Here is an 18,615-nt window from a genome sequence, read left to right on the forward strand (position 1 = left end):
TACTTTACTTTTGTGGACGGTGAAAAAAGGAGGAGGAATATTAGCGATTACATTGAGCTTACTGGTGAGCCTTTTTGTTCGTGCCCAAGAGTTGCCTTATGAAATGCACAAAGACAGAATAATTGTGCACCCAAGTATGGGATTTAGAACCGCTCCTTTTTCCTTAAAGTCAGAATTCAATCAGGAAATTGATCGCATTAATTTCAGACCCAACCTCAATGCTATTGCTGGTATTGGAATGACCTATAAATGGATCAGTTTTAATTTGCGTTTCAAGCTTCCGGGCTATTTGAGAAATACAGATAAATTTGGTAAAACAGAATACCTCGACTTAAGTGCTTCCTTCCCTTGGAAAGGCTGGTTTTTTAACGGAAACCTTAACACTTACAGAGGTTTTGCCATAAAAAATGCTGCAAACATTGATGCAAGTTTAGGCAATCAGCATTCGAATAACAAACTTCAAAACTCCACACAAAATTCATCCATTTCCATTGCTGCGTGGAAATTTTTTAATCCAGAATTTAAAGTCAAACCCGCCATGGGAATTGCTGGAAGATATACAGCACAAGCACATTCCTTCTATGTTAAACCTACCATAGATGTACACGGTGTTTCAGATCCAGAACATATATTACCTTATCAGTTTTTTGATACTACTGTTTCTGTATACAGAGCACAAAATTTAAGTTCCATAGACATGGGGGCTGTACCCGGTTTTGCTTATGTAAACAATATCAACGGTTGGCAATATGGAGGCTGGGCCGGTGTAGGAGGAGTTTTACAGACCAAATTCTTTAGTGCTGATAAAGTTGCTCGTGGTTTTATCGGACTCTCCCCTCGTGTAGATATTAACCTTAAAGGAGGCTATAATGTAGATGATTGGTTTGTGATGCTTAACGCACAATACAACAACAAACGCATACGCTTCAATCAATTAAGTTATAGACAATCTTATTATTCTTTTACCTTAACCGGCGGATATCGCTTTAAATACAAGAAGAGAAAAAAAGATGACGCTTAATATCAACACCTTACTACTAGAAATTGACACTGTTCAAACCGTTGTATTTATTTTGTTCCTCATGCTCGCAGTATTATGGGGAAAAAACTATTACGAGAGTAGCTTCTGGACCAAAGGAGAAATACCTTTAAGCTTCGGTAAATCAAAAGAAAATTTTATTGAAATACTCATCGCTCTATCCTACAACGTGATGAAACTTCAACATGAGGGGTACAGAGAAAAGCAAAAATACCTGTACGACTACCTTAAAAAGTTTAACTACTTTGAAACGGCCTACGAATTTCAAAATTCTTTCGCTGCAACCACCAAAATGCCTTTAAAGTCGGCGAGCATTGTAAAATGGATCAACAAGCACTACCCTAATGAAAATCAACGATTAAACATCGCCTATTTTATAGCTGGCATGTGTTTTCAGGATGGAGAAATATCCCCCAAAGAAATGAAGTACCTCCACACCTTTACAAGAGGTTTAAAAATTGGACATCACTTTGAGGCCATCATTGGTAGCTATCAGCAAAAAGAAGAGCAGAAAAGAAAACAAAACACGAAAACTCAACACAGATCAACTCAAACCAACAACAACCTTGTTTTTAAGATATTAGAAATTCAACCGACAGAAGATTTTGCCAAAATCAAAAAGGCGTATAGAAAATTGGTTAAAATTCATCATCCCGATCGTTTAACCGACGCTTCTGAACTAGAAATCAGTATAGCTCAAGATAGATTTATAGAAATTCAAAAAGCGTACGAAATATTAGAGAAACGTTACGCATAAAGCATCTTTTTGGTCGTTAAAATCGGGCAGTTTACTTATATTTAGGGCATGGATAAATTAAAAGTAATTGAGTGTCCGAGAGACGCCATGCAAGGGTTACACGATTTTATACCCACAGAACTTAAGGTAAAGTACATTAACCAACTTTTAAAGGTAGGTTTTGACACCATAGATTTCGGAAGTTTTGTAAGCCCAAAAGCCATTCCTCAGATGCGCGATACGGCTGAGGTATTAAAGCAACTTGATTTATCTCAAACACAGTCTAAACTCTTGGCCATCGTTGCCAACAAAAGAGGTGCAACGGATGCTTCTCAATTCGAAGAGATAGATTACCTCGGTTACCCTTTTTCCATCTCTGAAACGTTTCAACAGCGTAACACCAACGCAAGCATAGAAGAAAGTTTAGGACGTTTAGAAGAAATTGTCAACATCACCCAAAAGGCGAAAAAAGAACTTGTGGTATACATAAGCATGGGCTTTGGAAATCCTTACGGAGATGCTTGGTCACCAGAATTAGTTACCCGTTGGTCGGAGCGTCTCTACAAAGAGTTAGGCATTAATATTTTAGCCTTGTCAGATACCATAGGCGTTGCCAATCCTGAAATTATCACCCAATTATTTACCACTCTAATTCCAGCGCTTCCAGAAGTAGAATTTGGAGCACACTTACACTCTACTCCAACCGAGTATACAGAAAAAGTGAAAAGCGCATATGAAGCAGGATGTAGACGTTACGATGGAGCCATTAAAGGTTTTGGTGGTTGTCCTATGGCCAAAGATGATTTAACTGGAAACATGCCTACAGAAGGTATGTTGCATTGGTTCGATAAACACGGCATAGAAACAGGTTTAGATTTAGATGCTTTTAGAGACAGTCTAGACCTCAGTTTACAAGTATTTCCCGTTTAAAATAAACTTTCGATGAAACTTTTTTTCCTTTTTGCATTATTAAGCATAGGCTTTGGAATACAAGCACAAACTAAAAAATTAACAGATTTCTCTAAGCTAAAGATCAGCGGACGTATGGAAGCTACACTTTATGCGAGTGACTCTAACTATATAGAAATCATTAACAAAGGCAATGACTTTGATATAGACAAACTTGAGTTAGTTTACAAAGGAGATGAGTTAATTATTAAATACTTGGGTTCCACTTTAGTTGATTTAAACATAGAAATGGCAATTTACTCCAAAGGCTTGAAACAAATTAGCGCGCACCAAGGTGCAATTGTAACCGGTAGTAAAAGCCTTAACCTTAATGGAGATAAATTGACACTAGAAGTTTTTGCAGGAGGAACGATAGAAGTAAATTCTAATGCAAATTGGATAGAAGCGAATGTAAAACAAGGAGGATCTATAAGTTTAAAAGGAAAAACTGACCATTTAGACTTATCTATCGCAACAGGTGGCTACATAGCCGCATCTTTCCTGGAAGCCAAGAAAGTTAAAGCAGAAATTAAGTTTGGTGGAGAGATTATTTGTCATGCCATAAATTACCTCGATGCTAAAATTGTAAGTGGTGGAGAAATCAACTACAAAGGAAATCCAGAAGTAAATAAAACCATAAAACTTGGAGGTAAAGTAGTTCAGCTATGATATTGAATAATAAAATGTTAGAAATAATCATGTTAAGTATTGCAATAAGTGCTTGTTCCAATGAAGACACCTCTAAAACTAAGGTGGATGACACGCCTAACACAGCTATTTCGAAAGACATAACAGCACCCAAAACCGCTACAGCAAACAGTTCTGAAAACAAGGTAGAAATTTCATCTACCTTCGAAAACAAGACCTTTCAAGACAGCATAGAAATGGCTTTGCTGAACGAAATCAATATTTGTTACGATACCCTTCATCCCGATGAAAGGAAAAAGGGAATGTCTTTGTGCTCTCCTGAGAATTTTGCTTTCTATACTTACTCAGACAAGATTAGTTTGGAGAACGGCTTTTTACTTCAAGTAAAGGCAGGTGTGAACGACTACCCCATACGTCGTTTATTGTTTTTCATCCGAGAAAATGGAAGATTAGTTAGCATGAACAACGTGCAAGGTTACTTGGTTGAAAAACGTCACAATCCGAGTGGTTTTGATGATTTAGTTGTTTCATTGGTTGATAATCTAGACGGTACTTATCAACGTTACGACGTACTCTTACAATACCAAGAAGGTAAATACCACTTGGTTGAAGCTTTGGCCGATTTGTATGGACCTATAGAGACACCCGAAATGAAAAAGAACGCCAAAGCATTTTTTGAGGAGCGTATTCGTAAAAATAAATTGATGTTTTAATGCGTAAATTGAGTCTATTACTACTCCCTATTTTTCTTGGAGCCTGCATACACGAGAGTGAGTTAAAACCTATACTGCCCCTTGAGTTTTTACACGATGACAATTCCAAAGTTTGGGAGGTGGATCAGCACAGTGAACGATTGGACGCAGAGCACCCGAACTTTAACACTTTGATATTTTACAATACGGGCTATGTATTTTTACACCCTAAAAACAACCTAGATGTGAGCACGGGAAAGAAAGGTACTTATGCCCTATCCATTAACCCCTCAGACACGCTTTTAACCCTAGATTTCAATGGGGATAGAAAGTCTTATCAAATCACTCTATTTAGCAAAGATGAGATTCGTTTTTATCCAAAAAAAATGGACACATCTTCTAAAGATGCATCCATTCATATCATTCCTTTTTCTATGCCTTATTAGGGCACCTCTTATTGCTTCACGATTCTTTCAACTCCATACGATCCATTCACCTCATACTGCAAGAAGTATACTCCTTGTGGTAAATGTGCCATTGAACACTCAGTTCCAATTTGAGGCTCTATCACTACCTGCCCTTCTAGGTTAATTACTGAAAAATTAACTGCTTTCGAGCTAGAGATATACATCATATCTGAAGTTGGATTAGGAAAAACGGTTAACGCTACAAGCTTTTCATTTTCTATACTTAAAGGATCATCTATCCTCACTTTAACATCGTCAATAAACAACTTAAATCCATTGAAAGTTGTATTCACGAAAGCAAGGTAAACAGCCTGATCGTTGTAACCATTATCAGATAAATTCACTTCTCTTTCTAACCAATAAGGCACTTCATTATTTACCAAAATAAGTGTATCGGTAAATGAACTGATGTTGTTATCTGTCGTAGATATCAATACTTTATAATCATCCGGGAAAGAAGGATCAGCAGACATAGCCTCCCAATTTAGAATATTCCCATAGGCTCCTAAATTAATTGGAGGTGTTATTAACCAACGGTCTGCCCTATCAATGGGATCAAAATAAGAAGTACTTGCTGCAACAGTGTCTGCATACAAACTATCTTCTGTATACGTAATCCAGGCCGCATCAAATTCTACAACCGAAGAGTCTACGGTTAATCCATCGTTATCAACTATCGTCCAAGTTGATGGTACACCTTGTTGAAAATCTTCATTAAAAACCTCTGTTTGCCCCATAACAAAAGGCACTACAAACAAAGATGCAAAAAGCATAATTTTATTCATAGTCACAAAAATAGGAAAATTGCTGATGTATCATATACCCATGGGCACTCCCCTCAACTCTTTAACAAAGATTGTAAAAAAAGGATGTTTATAACTCTCGCAGCTCAAGCGAAATGTAGACCTCTCCTTCTTTATCTTTGAAAGAAAAAAACGATGTCGAGCACCCTAATATTAACGGTTATAGCCCTATACTTTGTTTTACTCATTAGTATTTCATTTATCACTTCCAAAGGAGCTAAAAACTCTACATTTTATTCGGGAGATAGAAATTCTAAATGGTATTTGGTAGCCTATGGAATGATAGGAGCTTCTTTGTCTGGCGTAACCTTCATCTCTGTGCCGGGAGAGGTAGACAGTTTGGGGTTTAGTTATATGCAAATGGTTATTGGTTACTTAATTGGTTATGCCATAATAGCCTTTGTACTCATGCCTTTGTACTATCGCCTCAACGTTACTTCCATCTATGCTTATTTGGGAGAACGTTTTGGAAACACAGCCCATAAAACAGGCGCGGCATTTTTTATAATTTCAAGAATACTCGGAGCATCTATACGTTTATTTTTAGTGGCGGACATACTACAATTCTTTGTTTTCAAAGATATGGGGGTGAGTTTTTATGTAACGGTTTTCATTACCCTTGTTTTGATTTACCTCTACACCTACCGCGGTGGAATAAAAACCATTGTTTGGACAGACACCTTACAAACCACCTTTATGCTTGGTGCTTTAGGGATAAGCATTTACCTCATTTCGCAACAATTTGGTGCAGCGCAAAGTTGGGAGCATTTGGAAGGAATAGGTGCTATGGATTGGTTTGTAAGCGAGGATGGAAATGCAAAAAACTATTGGTTAAAGTATATTCTGGCGGGTATGTTTATCACCTTAGGAATGACAGGTTTAGACCAAGACATGATGCAAAAGAATTTAACCTGTAAAAACATCAAGGAAGCACAAAAAAATATGATGAGCTTCTCAGTGATTTTATTCTTTTCCAATTTACTTTTCTTGGTTTTGGGAGGAATGCTTTTTCTGTACATTCAAGAGAGTCCTGAATTACTTGAAGTTTTCAACGCCATGGAGGCAGACAAGCGCAATGATCGCTTGTTCCCACTTATCGCCTTAAAAGGTGAATTGGGTACAGGATTAGGAATAACCTTTTTATTAGGTTTAATTGCTGCCGCTTACTCTAGTGCGGACTCTGCTTTAACCTCTTTAACCACCTCTGTAAGTCTGGATTTATTTAGAATAGACCGACTGGAGGAAAACAAATCTCAGCGCTACAGAAAGATTATTCAACTCTGTATCACACTTTTAATTTTTATCACCATTTGCCTGGCGAACATTTACAAGGAACAAAATGTTTTAAGAACATTGTTTGTGATGGCTTCCTATACGTACGGTCCTTTATTAGGATTGTTCTTCTTCGGAATTTTAAGCAAGCGAAAAGTAAACGCTACAGCATTGTTGATAATTTGTATAAGTATACCCACGGCATTAATCGTACTGATGAACCATTCAAAAGATATTTTCGGTGATTTTTTAATCGGTTCAGAATTACTAGGTATTAACGGATTACTTTGTTATTCAGCCCTGTATGTAGCTTCATTGTTTAGTAAGCAAAATTAATTTTGAAATGTGACGATGTTTTTTAATAATTCCACCTTTGATTTTATTAAATTGCTCCTCGCTAGAAGAAAAAATCTATGACTACACATCCTATATTAAGGAACGAGGAGAATTTATCCTTTATAAATGCTTTTGGAATAGACGGTTATTGGATATATGACCTTCAAAAAAACGAAATCATTTTTGCATCTTCTCTACTCATAAAATTGTTTGGTTTTGATTATTTAAAAATCAATGCAATTGATAAAGCGCTAAAAGAAATTAATCTTAACAAAACGGCTTTAGCTCCTTATATAGAATATTTCAAATACAACAAAGAGAACAAAAGCGGAAGCATTAATTATATCACCTCTGCACAAAATAAATTGCATTTTCATCTTAACTGTAAACACTTTACACATGAGGATGGAACTTGTTACCTGATTGGAGCGCATTCCGAATTTAACAACGAAGAAAAATATACTCGAAACCAACTGGTTCTGCAACAACAATTCGAGCGTTACAAGTTTATTATAGAAGGAACCGATATAGGAACCTGGGAATGGAACATACAAACGGGAGAAACAGTATTCAATGAAAAATGGGCCGATATCATTGGCTATAACCTTGAAGAACTCGGAGTAACCAGCATAGATACTTGGATAAAATTTTGTCACCCAGATGATCTGGAACTTTCCAATCAACTCATAGAAGAACATATTCAAGGGAAAAGTCGCATCTACGATGTAGAAGCGCGTATGAAACACAAAAACGGGGACTGGATTTGGGTGCACGATAAGGGTAAAGTGGTTTCATGGACAGAGGATGGCAAACCAGAATGGATGGTTGGTTCTCATCAAGATATAACGGATAAAATTATTGCCCGTGAACAAAACAAGCGCTTTGTGGACCAAGCTCCTATTGCAATTGCCATGTTCAATAAAAACATAGAGTACCTTGCTGCCTCAGAAAAGTGGATATCCGATTACAACATCAAGGATAATCACATCATAGGAAAATCGCACTATGAAGTATTTCCCGAAATTGGTGAGCAGTGGAAAAGAGACCATCAAGAAGCCTTACGCGGAAAACATTTAAAAAGCGAAGGAGAATTATTTCTTAGAGCTGATGGCACTGAGCAATGGGTTAAGTGGGAATTAAAACCTTGGTATTACAAAGATCGAGAGATTGGAGGGATAACCATGTATTCTCAAGATATAACTGTTGCAAAAAAAGCGGAAGAGCAATTAAGAATTTCGGAAGAAACATTTAGAAATAACTTTGAAAATGCGGCTATAGGAATGGCTATCGTCTCACCTGAAGGTGCATTTACCAAAGTAAACAATAGTTTGTGCGAGATGCTTGGCTATGAACGTTCAGTTCTACTAAATCTAACTTTTCAAGAAATTACCCATCCCGATGATTTAGATAAGGATTTAACATTACTCAAAGAAGTGGTGAACAACCAAAGAGATTCTTATCAAATGGAGAAAAGGTATTTCCATAAAAATGGTGAAATGATCTACATCGTACTTTCCGTTTCTGTTGTTAGAAAGGCGGACAAAACACCTTTGTATTTCATTTCGCAAATAACGGACATAACGCCGAGGGTAAAGGCCCAAATTAGTTTGAGAAGTACCCTATCCAAATTGGAGAGTATCGTCAACGGTAGCACCCAGGTAAGTATCATTGGTACAGATGCTGATGGTAAAATAAACTTGTTTAATGTAGGTGCTGAAAACTTACTTGGTTATAAAAAGGAGGAAGTATTACATAAAAGATCACCGGAAATTATTCACAAGGCTTCTGAGATGGAAGCCCGTAGCGCTGAATTAACCCGCGAATTCAATAGACCTGTAAACGGCTATGATGTTTTTGTAGTAGTAGCCAATGAAGTAGGTTTTGAGTCTAGAGAATGGACCTATGTTAGAAAAGACGGCTCTGAGTTTAAAGTCCTTTTAACCGTAAACCCTATCAGAGAAGAAGGGCAAATTATTGGTTACGTAGGTATTGCTGTTGACATTAGTCAGCTACACGAAGCACAAACCCAGATAAAAACGCTTTTAGAGTTGAAACAAACGCAAAATGAGCGTTTCTCTAATTTTGCTTATATCGTATCGCACAATTTAAAAACCTACACCAATAACCTAACAGGACTCATCAACTTGTTTGTGCGCCAAAATAAAAAGGAAGCGGAAAACAAAGTACTGAAATTCCTTGTACAATCTATAGAAGGACTTTCTGATACCGTTGAACATTTAAATGAAGTTTTGACGATAAGTAGTGAAAACATCGACTATACTAAAATAACCATCAACCATGTACTGAAGAGTTCCATCAATAACTTGGGAATGAACGCCGAAAAAGCCGATGTTCGTATCCTTAACAAACTAGAGAAAGAATACTACATTAAAGGTATAAATGCCTATGTAGAGAGCATCTTCTTTAACTTCATTTCTAATGCTTTAAAATACAGGGATGTAAAAAAAGATAGCTATGTAGAAATCTCCGCTGAGGAATTAGACAGATATATAGCGATAACATTCACAGACAACGGCCTCGGCATTAACTTGGAGAAACACAGAAATAAGCTATTTGGAATGTACAATACCTTCCACAAACATGCCGAAGCAAGAGGTATAGGGTTATTTATCACCCATAATCAGGTAGAAGCGATGAAAGGGAAAATTGAGGTTAAAAGTGAAATAGGCAAAGGAACGTCGTTCACTGTTTATTTATTAAAAGCCTAACCCTTTTTCTCCAAAAATAATAAAGTAAAGCCCCTAAAAAATAGCATAAAACATCCCAATAATCTTGGGTGTACATATTTGAATATTGATTTGGTAAAACGAATTCAAACAAAACTGTACAGAGCAAAAAACTAAAGAATACCTGTGCGGCAGAAAGCTCTAATTGGGGTTGACCTTTGACCTTTCTTATGATCCAAAGCGACCAGGCGTTGATTAAAAAAAGGCAAACTAAATCTGAGAAATAATTCCGCACCATCCAAGGCAATTCTACGCCACTTTGCTTAAGCAAGTAATAAGAGAGGTACAAGAGGTTGCACGCCAGAAAAAGGGGGTGTCTTAAAATACTCATGCAGAAGCTGCAATTGCCAAATAAAGCATGAACACTACCAAGCCCACATATATCCCCCATATCCCCATTACAATGTAGTACAACAAACGCACAAAGGGATTTTTAGAATTACGGGTCTTTTCAAAAAAAACAGCAAGTTTTCCGGGAGGTTTTGGTTTTTGAATTCCATGCTTTGCAATGTATTTCTCCTCGCGTATAATGTGTTCATTTAATAGGTTTCCACAATGCTCACAGTTAAATTCATCCGTTGACCATTGTTTACATGACTTGCACAAAATCTGTTTCATATCCCTGCTGTTACTGGGCTATAAAAATAAAGATTAAAGCCTAATCAACCCTACAATTCTCGTGGGTATTAAACGAAAAAAAAGAACGATCAATTTATTTAGAATAATTCTAAATACCTACCTCTAGGTATTGCACTTGCTCTATTCAAGCCCTTACTTTGCACAAAAAATTAGCTGTAAAAATGTTACGTTATTTAGGAGTTTTCCTTTTCTTAGTTTTCACCAACACGCTCTTGTCCCAAAACCTCACTGTTTATGGAAAAGTAAGTGCAAACGGGAAAGTCATAGAAAATGCTAAGGTAAATTTTGGCAATGGAAAAGGCGCATATACCACTGCTACAGGAACATTTGAAGTAAATGGACTCAATTCGGGTGAATATACTATACAAGTAAGCGCTTTTGGTTATGAAAACTTTACGGCGCGCATTCAATTGCTAAAGGATACTACCCAACTCTCCCCCTTTAATTTAACACCTATAAAAGACATAGAAGGGGTTACTGTAAGTGCAGAAACCGATACCAAAATTACCCAACAAGAAGCCTATAATGTCACAGCCATAGACTTAAAGCCTGTACAAAACCTAAATTTAAATGTAAATGAAGTTTTAAATGGAACACCTGGCATTCGCGTAAGAGAGTCAGGGGGAACAGGATCTGATTTTAGCTTTTCTTTAAATGGTTTTACAGGAAAACAAGTGCGCTTTTTTATTGATGGATTACCAACGGATTATTTGGGACAAGCTTTCGGACTTAACATCGTACCTGTAAATTTATTGGACAGAATTGAAGTGTACAAAGGCGTTGTTCCCGTGCGTTTGGGTGCTGACGTTTTGGGAGGAGCTGTTAACATAGTCACCAAAAACAAGAGCAAAGATTTTGTTGATGCCAGTTACAGTTTGGGTTCTTTTAATACGCACAAAGCTGCACTAGTAGCAAGACATACCACGAAAAACAACTTTATCCTCAATGCCAGTGGTTTTTACACTTCTTCCGAAAATAACTATTTCATGGATGCCTTTTTGGCCAATCCTCTAACGGGTGCTATAGACAAAGAGCCAACAAGAATTCAACGTTTCAATGATGCCTTTAGGAGTTCCACTGGGCTTTTAGAAATGGGGGTAGTCAATAAAAAATACGCAGATAGACTTTTGATAGGATTCATCGCATCTCAAACCTATAAAGAGATTCAGCAAGGAGCCAATATGACCAAAGTAGCAGGACACGTATTTACACAAGAGCGCACCTTCATCCCTACCCTAAAATACGCCAAGGAGGATTTGTGGCTAAAAGGTTTGGACCTAAAGGTTTCCGCCATCTATAGCGATAGGCAAGCCATTACTGTAGACACCAGTTCACGTATTTACGATTGGACGGGAAACTATACAGAAAAGGACTTCTCTGCCACTTCGGGTGAATTAAATTGGTATAAAAGCTATTTCACCTTTAATGACAAAGCTAGCTTGGTAACCAGTACTGTAGATTATGCACTAAACAAAAAGCACAGCTTTACTTTCAACAACACTTTTTCTTGGTTTCAACGACAAGGTGAAGATACTTTGAGCTACAGCGAAGTTCCTTTCAGTAACCCAAACATTTTACAAAAGAACTTTATGGGCTTATCCTATAACCTCAACCTTTTGGACGGAAAATGGGAAAGTACGGCCTTTGTGAAATCTTTCCAGTTACGTTCTGTACTTTACCTAGATCCAGAATCTGAATACGAGGATTTTATTCGATCAGAGGCCAAACAAAATTATACGGGCTACGGAGCAGCTTCAACTTACCACATTCGCAAAAACCTGCAAGTGAAAGCATCTTATGAAAACGCTTATCGCTTGCCTGAAGGTTACGAAATTTTTGGTGACGGACTCTTGTTGAGAAGGAACTATGAATTACTCGCTGAGCAATCGCAAAACTTCAACCTGAGTTTAGGCGGTAGTAAACAAGTAAAAACACATAAGTTTCAGGGAGAAGTTGGTTTCATTTACAGGCTTCCGCAAAACATGATACGAAGAGTGGCTGTTGGTATTGCCTCTCAATACCAAAACTTATTGAGCGCTCAGGTTACCGGATTAGAAATAGCTTTTAAATACACCTACAAAAAACGTCTGCACCTTGAATTGAACAGTACTTACCAAAACATGCTCAATACTAACCAATATAGTGCTGGTTTTGACGATCCATTGTATTTGGATAGAATCCCTAACATCCCTTACTTCTTTGGGAATGGTAGCATCACTTTCAATTCGAAGGAATTTGGAAAAAAGGGCAATCATGTGAGCTTGCGCTGGCACAGCTTATTTGTGGAGGAATTTTATTTGAAGTGGCCGAGTCAAGGAGCTACCGAATTTAAAAACATTATCCCACGACAAATAGCGCACAACTTGTCTATCACTTTTAACGGAGGAAAAGGAAAATACAACTTGTCCCTCGCTTGCAACAACCTGTTTGACAGTAAGCTTTACGACAATTTTAAAATCCAGAAACCGGGAAGAAATTTCAATCTCAAATTGAGATACTACATCACAAAAAAATAAATAAAAACAAATGAAAAACGCGATTAAAATAGGTGCCTTGTCCCTATTAACAGTGAGCATGGTAGCCTGTAAAAAAGAAGATCCTAAAGACAATGTAGATAACAATGCGAATGCAAGCGGCTATGTTGTGGGATTAAGAAGTGCAGACGGTACGGCAGATTTTATTGTAAGCACACAAAGTGTAACTGAAGGTAACATATCATCAACCGGTATGGGTGTGGAACAAACGGGTTGGTGTTATTTTGCAGCTACAAACGACACGTATTTTGCTTTCAATTACACAGAAAATTTTGCTACGGCTTATGATGTGCAGAACGGCATGTTTACAGAAAAAGGTCAGTTTATTTTTGAACGTGTAGACCTTATGGAATATGATGCAGAAAGCGACGTATTATTCGGTATAGGAGCTCCATGGGGAGGTGGTGCATTTGATTGTAACTTCCAAATCATAGACCCTACAAGTGTTTCTATTACCAGCAGCAATACACAAACCATTTACGCTCCTATGCACAATGGTACTCAAATTAATGTTTGGCCCAACGATATTTTATTGAAAAACGGAAAAGCATACATTCCTTTTTACCCGCTAGTTGGAGATACTTGGGAAACACCCATTACAGATACTGCTTATGTAGCCATCTACAGTTATCCAGATATGACCTTGCAAAAAATTATCAAAGATGCACGTTCAACTCCTATAGGTTACTATGGAAACCAACCTGTAATTATGGAAGCGGAAAATGGAGACATTTATGCCTTAACGACAGCTTCTTATGCAGCAGGATATACCCAAGTTGACAATCCTTCTGGAGTCTTAAAAATTGATGGTGCAACGGATGAGTTTGACGCTTCTTTCTTTATGAATGTAGAAGACGACCACGGATACAGAGTAATGACGGGTGAGTATGCAGGAAATGGAAAAATTGTTGCCCGTGTTATTGAAGTGGCTACAGATGATGCTTCAGGAGTAGGATCTTGGGCTGGATTTACAACGGAAAACCCAATATGTAAAATTGCTATTATTGATGTAGACAATGAAACTTTCGAAATCGTAAACGATATTCCATTACACGGTGGTCAGTACAAAACACCTTTCTTTAAAGAAAATGGAAAAGTAATGGTTTCTATTAACGATGGTACTTCAGCGGCAGTATATGCAGTAGATGCCTCAACAGCGACGGCAACAAAAGGAGCAACTATAGGTGGCGGACAATTACAAGGTATTTTCAAATACTAGCACCTCTTCTCTTTTTTTAGATAAACTTCAAAAAAATCCCACTTCTAAATGAAGTGGGATTTTTTTTATATCCATGATATATTTTTTATCTAGGAATAGAAGTGTCTATTGAAGTACTACTTTGTAAACATTTAATTCACCCTTTTCCATTAAGTGTAAAAAATAGATTCCCTTAGCACATGCCGACAAGTTTATCCTTATAAAACGATCAGACCTTTCCATCTCTGCATTACTCACACTCTTCCCTTCCACATTAAACAATTGAACAGAAATACCTGAAATATCAGTTGAAGCTTTAATGAAGACGTCATCTTGTGTAGGATTAGGAAATACTCTTATAGAAGTCAATTCAAGTTCATCTGTCGTCAGATAATCACAAAATTCATCTACAATTACAAAGACTTCAGACTCTTCTGTAGGACAGGCACCATTGTCTGCCGTATAGGTATAGATAAATTGGCCACCAACAGAACCCGAATTCAACTGATCATGCGTAAATGTATTCCCTTGAGCGTTTGTCCAATACCCTAGGCTATCTGGTGTTCCGCCTAAGGCACTCAGTAAATCCATGGGTTCATTTTTACAGAAAACAGCCTGACCATTGGTACCTGCATCTGTTGGACCTAATACATGAACTTCTACAACTAATGAATCTTGCAAACATCCTTTAGCCACATTAAATTGAACGTCATATACGCCTAAATTCATATTAGTTGTATAGATTGTTTCTCCTTGAAGAACAACACCTGGATCCAAGATGGACCAAGAAACAGTTCCATCATAACCACTCATTTCACTTGTAAGATTCACAGAATTACCTTGACAAACCAAAACTTGATCTACGGTACTTAAAATTGGCGTTTGAACTTCAGACAATGTTAATTCAAAAGATCCCGTACTATTCATAAACCCCGAACTTACAGCTAAGTAATATTCATCTCCTGGTACAAGATCACACACATATAAACCAGCGATTCCCGAGGGATAGGTACATTGTGGATTTGGGTTTATAGACTTCCAACCATAAGTTGTATAAGTAGAAAAATCAGCACAATCCCCTACGCTAAACACTTCCGTCATCACTGAAAAATCAGCTTGACAAGGATCAATATAAACCGCCCCATTTGCTGGTGCAATAAATTTAAACCAAACAGAATGTTGCCCTCCAGTTAAAGGCTCTCCCGGTAATTTTGTTGCCCCATTATTTGAATAAATCGTTGACTGACCATTTACGGGTACATTAGTTGCACTACAACTATTATCATTTACATACGGTACAGTATAACTAAGAGGCCCAATCCATGGGTTATTTACACCTCCGCCACATTCTGTTTGTACGTAAACATCATACCTAAATCCTTCCGTTAAATTTAAAAAAGTATAAGGGTTTTGTTGCGTATTGAAAACGTTAACTACACTTGTATCCGGAATAAAACCTGTGGTATCCATCACTATATTCCATGAGTTTTCTTGACCATTCGCTTGCCATTGAACCGTTAAACTAGTTGTATCATTTCCTAAAATACTTAGGTTTGAAATTGGAGGACAATAAAAATCGGTTTGTACATTAATAGGTCCTACTAAAGCACTAGTATCACTGTTTGAACAAACATTACTTATATAGATATCATATCCTGTATTGTCAATTAAACCATTCAAGGTATAAGGGTTATTAAGTGTTGAAACAACTGTTCCCGTTCCTGGAGTAAAATTAACAGTATCATATTCAATTAAATACTCAACAGAAGGCATTACATCTATCCAATTCAACTCCAATGAAGTATCTGTTAAGTTCGTATACGTCAAACTATCTAAAGGCAAACAATTTGGTCCGGCGGTAATTGTTAAATCATCAAAAGTAAAATGTAAGCCTGCACTGTATGGCACATCTAATTCCTTTTTAAATCCAAACCTTAATTGTACTCTCCCCGAATTGATTGGTAGATTAAATTTCTTTTCCACCCAAACATCACCGTAAGATTCATCTACTTTATCCAATAGAATCCAGGGGCCACCATTCCAACTATAATGCGTGGTAAAAACAGCACTATCCAGTGGTCCACCAAAGCCAGCATTGGCATATACGAAATAGGAAATTTCGGTTGACTCCACATTGTTCACATCAACAATCGGCGTATAGTAAAAACTAGTATCGTGATTTACATTAAGGAGGCCAGCTGGTACACCAACTGCTCCTCCACTTCCTGAATGATTACGACCTAAAGTCGTTGGCAAATAATAGGAAGAAGAAACAAAACTCACCAATTTACTATATGCATCTGTCCTCCAACAAGTTGCTGACCCAACAAGTGGAGTACTTGTAAAAGGCTCGAAATACGGAGGTTGTATCGGTGCACAGTCAGTTTTTTCCCTTAATCTACCCAAAGCATAACTTGTATCTGACCCACAAAGGGTTGAAACATATACATCGTATTGCGTGCCCGCTGTTAAATTGGTAATTAAATTAAAGGTGTCCGTGATAAGAACCGTATGTCCTGTACCTAATACGAAACTGGCCGTATCGTATTCCATCACCCAAGGTCCAACCGCAAGACTATCCTCAAAATGAATCATCATTGAGGTATCATTCACAAATCCTCTAACTAACTTTTGCGGGGAACTACATGACTTTTTCTTCCTAATTTCCAACTCATCCCATACGAATTGATATTGATTAACACTGTAGGCATCTCCCATGTCGGCATAAAAGGCAAAACGCACGTAGCGATGATCCATATATCCCAAATCGAGGGTAATATATTCACCTCTAAAATCAGGTACTGTTTCATGATCCCATACGTACAAAGAACTCCATGATTTACCATTATCATATGAAACTAAAAATCGTAAAGAATCATCCACTCCCAGCCCCGTTGTATATGCTTGATAACCAACTCCTTTACCGAAAACATGTAATTCTAGTTCATAATTTCCTGTATCACTAAAATCATAGGGTTCTGTTATCAACCATGCTTGTTCATCTTTGTAATCCCATGATAAAAAATTAAATTCAAGGGAACCATAAACATTGGTGAAATCATAGCTACTATAGCTATTAAAATACCATATAAAACCAGAATAACCAAAAGTTGTTGGGTGCTCTGTCCAATGCCCATCACTAGCCCTAGGCCAACAATTATTAAAGGTATTGTTTAAGTCGTTGTAATAAGGAACCGGGATAGAAGCACAATCTGTTTTAAAACTTATAGGATAGATAAAATTACTTTGTTCTGTCGCTGAACAGTAGGTTTTAACATACAACTCATAATCGGTATTTGGAGTTAAATTAGGTAATTCAAAATTCCCTGTTGTTGATTGATAAGTAGTTCCATTGCCTAGCGTAAATCCAGGTAAACCATATTCAACCCATACTGGTAAATTACTATTCGCTGTTTGTAGCTGAACGAATTCACCTCCCAGAAAACTTACAGTAATACTATCGGGTGAAGCAGCAGAAATCACCCTTTGTTTTAAGGTATCATTTTCAGGTACGTTATCCATTAAATTATTGGGAAGATACGTGAAGACCTCTATAATATTTGTATCTGATAAAAAATTCGCATCTCCAAGATAAAACTGCTTAACATTGGGTGAAATGCTATCCATACTCATTGATTCAAGAGTATCATAAATCTGAACAGGTGTCTGTAAAACACCGTTTAAACGCCATCCAATAGAAAATGTATCCACCAATGTATTACCATAATTTTGAAGAGTCGCATATACAGGGTTTATACCTGAACAAAAGAAATCTACTGAATCTATAGACACAACCTTCAGATCGTTGGCTTGAGGTACAATAAACTCATAGAATTGTAACTGATTAAAAAAAACATTACCTCCATTATCCGTTAGGTGTTCAATGTATGGTGAACCAGAAATTTGGAAAGCGGTAGAGTCATTCTTTTGAACTCCAATTGTAGTTGTTGATCCATCCGTCGTTCCTGCTCCATCAACCATGTAAATATTATTCGTGCCTTCTTCCAAAACCAAAAAACTGGTATAGTGGCTAAAGTTTTCCAATTTCCAATGGTTAAATCGTAACCATAACTGTCTATTTGGAGCTGTACCTTTTACTTTGGAATAAATAGAATCGCCTACATAACCTTGATAATTACTAAACTTACCCCACATTGCAGCAATCGTATTGTTCGGTAAATCAGGGTGAGGCAAAAGCGTATTATCTGCATTCAATGACGAATTAACCGCAGAACCAACCACAGATGCATCAAAGGTCAGCAAGTAATTTTTACTAATACAAAACTGGGTAACTGGTTGACCAAAAAATTCAAAATTAAAGGGTAATGTTTGAACAGAAGACCAATAATTGGTAGAGGTGCTTCCACCGTATGCGTAAGAAATAATAGGTGTCCATCCCGCTGTACTATATGCCTCAGCGGCGGTAATATTAAGTGTATCATTATTATCTATAGGACCGTCGTGAACATATTCTTGCGCCCTTCCTAGAAAGTATAAGGGAAGGAAAATTAAGAGTAGTATGACCTGTTTCATATCTTTAAGTAGTTAGTACAATT

At 37.2% G+C, this 18,615-nt stretch carries 13 protein-coding genes; 10 read left to right on the forward strand and 3 right to left on the reverse strand.

The window, feature by feature from the left end; translation table 11 throughout:
- Positions 1 to 19 precede the first annotated feature (19 nt).
- From BM327_RS03545 to BM327_RS03570, 6 genes are read left to right on the forward strand one after another with little or no spacing between them, the layout of a single operon-like run.
- A complete protein-coding gene (locus BM327_RS03545; protein WP_090246403.1) occupies positions 20 to 1,021 on the forward strand; it encodes a DUF4421 family protein in 1,002 nt (333 codons plus the stop codon).
- Entirely contained in the window at positions 1,011 to 1,796 is a 786-nt protein-coding gene (locus BM327_RS03550) for a DnaJ domain-containing protein (protein WP_090246405.1), read from the forward strand. The genes BM327_RS03545 and BM327_RS03550 overlap by 11 nt, the downstream gene beginning before the upstream one ends.
- Before the next feature lie 48 nt (positions 1,797 to 1,844).
- A complete protein-coding gene (locus BM327_RS03555) occupies positions 1,845 to 2,705 on the forward strand; it encodes a hydroxymethylglutaryl-CoA lyase (RefSeq protein ID WP_090246407.1) in 861 nt (286 codons plus the stop codon).
- 12 nt (positions 2,706 to 2,717) lie between these two features.
- Positions 2,718 to 3,392: a GIN domain-containing protein gene (locus BM327_RS03560; protein ID WP_090246409.1), complete on the forward strand. Its 675-nt coding sequence runs from the start codon at positions 2,718 to 2,720 to the stop codon at positions 3,390 to 3,392.
- A gap of 14 nt (positions 3,393 to 3,406) precedes the next feature.
- Positions 3,407 to 4,084, forward strand: coding sequence for a hypothetical protein (locus tag BM327_RS03565; RefSeq protein ID WP_139230230.1), 678 nt, complete (start codon positions 3,407 to 3,409; stop codon positions 4,082 to 4,084).
- Positions 4,084 to 4,509 carry a hypothetical protein gene (locus BM327_RS03570; protein WP_090246413.1) on the forward strand — a complete coding sequence of 142 codons (426 nt, stop codon included), beginning with the start codon at positions 4,084 to 4,086 and terminating at the stop codon, positions 4,507 to 4,509. Before BM327_RS03565 ends, BM327_RS03570 begins: the two co-directional genes overlap by 1 nt.
- Before the next feature lie 8 nt (positions 4,510 to 4,517).
- Here BM327_RS03570 and BM327_RS03575 read toward each other — a convergent pair whose 3' ends face one another.
- A complete protein-coding gene (locus BM327_RS03575; protein WP_090246415.1) occupies positions 4,518 to 5,315 on the reverse strand; it encodes a T9SS-dependent choice-of-anchor J family protein in 798 nt (265 codons plus the stop codon).
- A gap of 153 nt (positions 5,316 to 5,468) precedes the next feature.
- Here BM327_RS03575 and BM327_RS03580 point away from each other — a divergent pair, with 153 nt between their 5' ends.
- Together BM327_RS03580 and BM327_RS03585 are read left to right on the forward strand one after the other, a co-directional pair.
- Complete coding sequence (locus BM327_RS03580; protein WP_090246418.1) at positions 5,469 to 6,941, forward strand: sodium:solute symporter; 1,473 nt, start codon at positions 5,469 to 5,471, stop codon at positions 6,939 to 6,941.
- A 77-nt stretch (positions 6,942 to 7,018) separates the two neighbouring features.
- Entirely contained in the window at positions 7,019 to 9,670 is a 2,652-nt protein-coding gene (locus tag BM327_RS03585) for a PAS domain-containing protein (protein WP_090246421.1), read from the forward strand.
- 345 nt (positions 9,671 to 10,015) lie between these two features.
- On the opposite strand, the gene BM327_RS03590 is transcribed toward BM327_RS03585, so the two are convergent.
- Positions 10,016 to 10,306: a hypothetical protein gene (locus tag BM327_RS03590; protein WP_090246423.1), complete on the reverse strand. Its 291-nt coding sequence runs from the start codon at positions 10,304 to 10,306 to the stop codon at positions 10,016 to 10,018.
- Between the two features lie 182 nt (positions 10,307 to 10,488).
- Between BM327_RS03590 and BM327_RS03595 the strand changes: the two genes are divergently transcribed.
- Together BM327_RS03595 and BM327_RS03600 are read left to right on the forward strand one after the other, a co-directional pair.
- Positions 10,489 to 12,843, forward strand: coding sequence for a TonB-dependent receptor plug domain-containing protein (locus tag BM327_RS03595; protein WP_090246425.1), 2,355 nt, complete (start codon positions 10,489 to 10,491; stop codon positions 12,841 to 12,843).
- A 10-nt stretch (positions 12,844 to 12,853) separates the two neighbouring features.
- Entirely contained in the window at positions 12,854 to 14,080 is a 1,227-nt protein-coding gene (locus BM327_RS03600; RefSeq protein WP_090246427.1) for a DUF4374 domain-containing protein, read from the forward strand.
- 105 nt (positions 14,081 to 14,185) lie between these two features.
- Here BM327_RS03600 and BM327_RS03605 read toward each other — a convergent pair whose 3' ends face one another.
- Positions 14,186 to 18,592 (reverse strand): T9SS type A sorting domain-containing protein, encoded by a 4,407-nt coding sequence (locus tag BM327_RS03605; protein ID WP_090246429.1) that lies wholly within the window; start codon positions 18,590 to 18,592, stop codon positions 14,186 to 14,188.
- Positions 18,593 to 18,615 lie beyond the last annotated feature (23 nt).

The organism is Lishizhenia tianjinensis (assembly GCF_900116425.1).
Classification (GTDB): Bacteria; Bacteroidota; Bacteroidia; order Flavobacteriales_D; family Crocinitomicaceae; genus Lishizhenia; species Lishizhenia tianjinensis.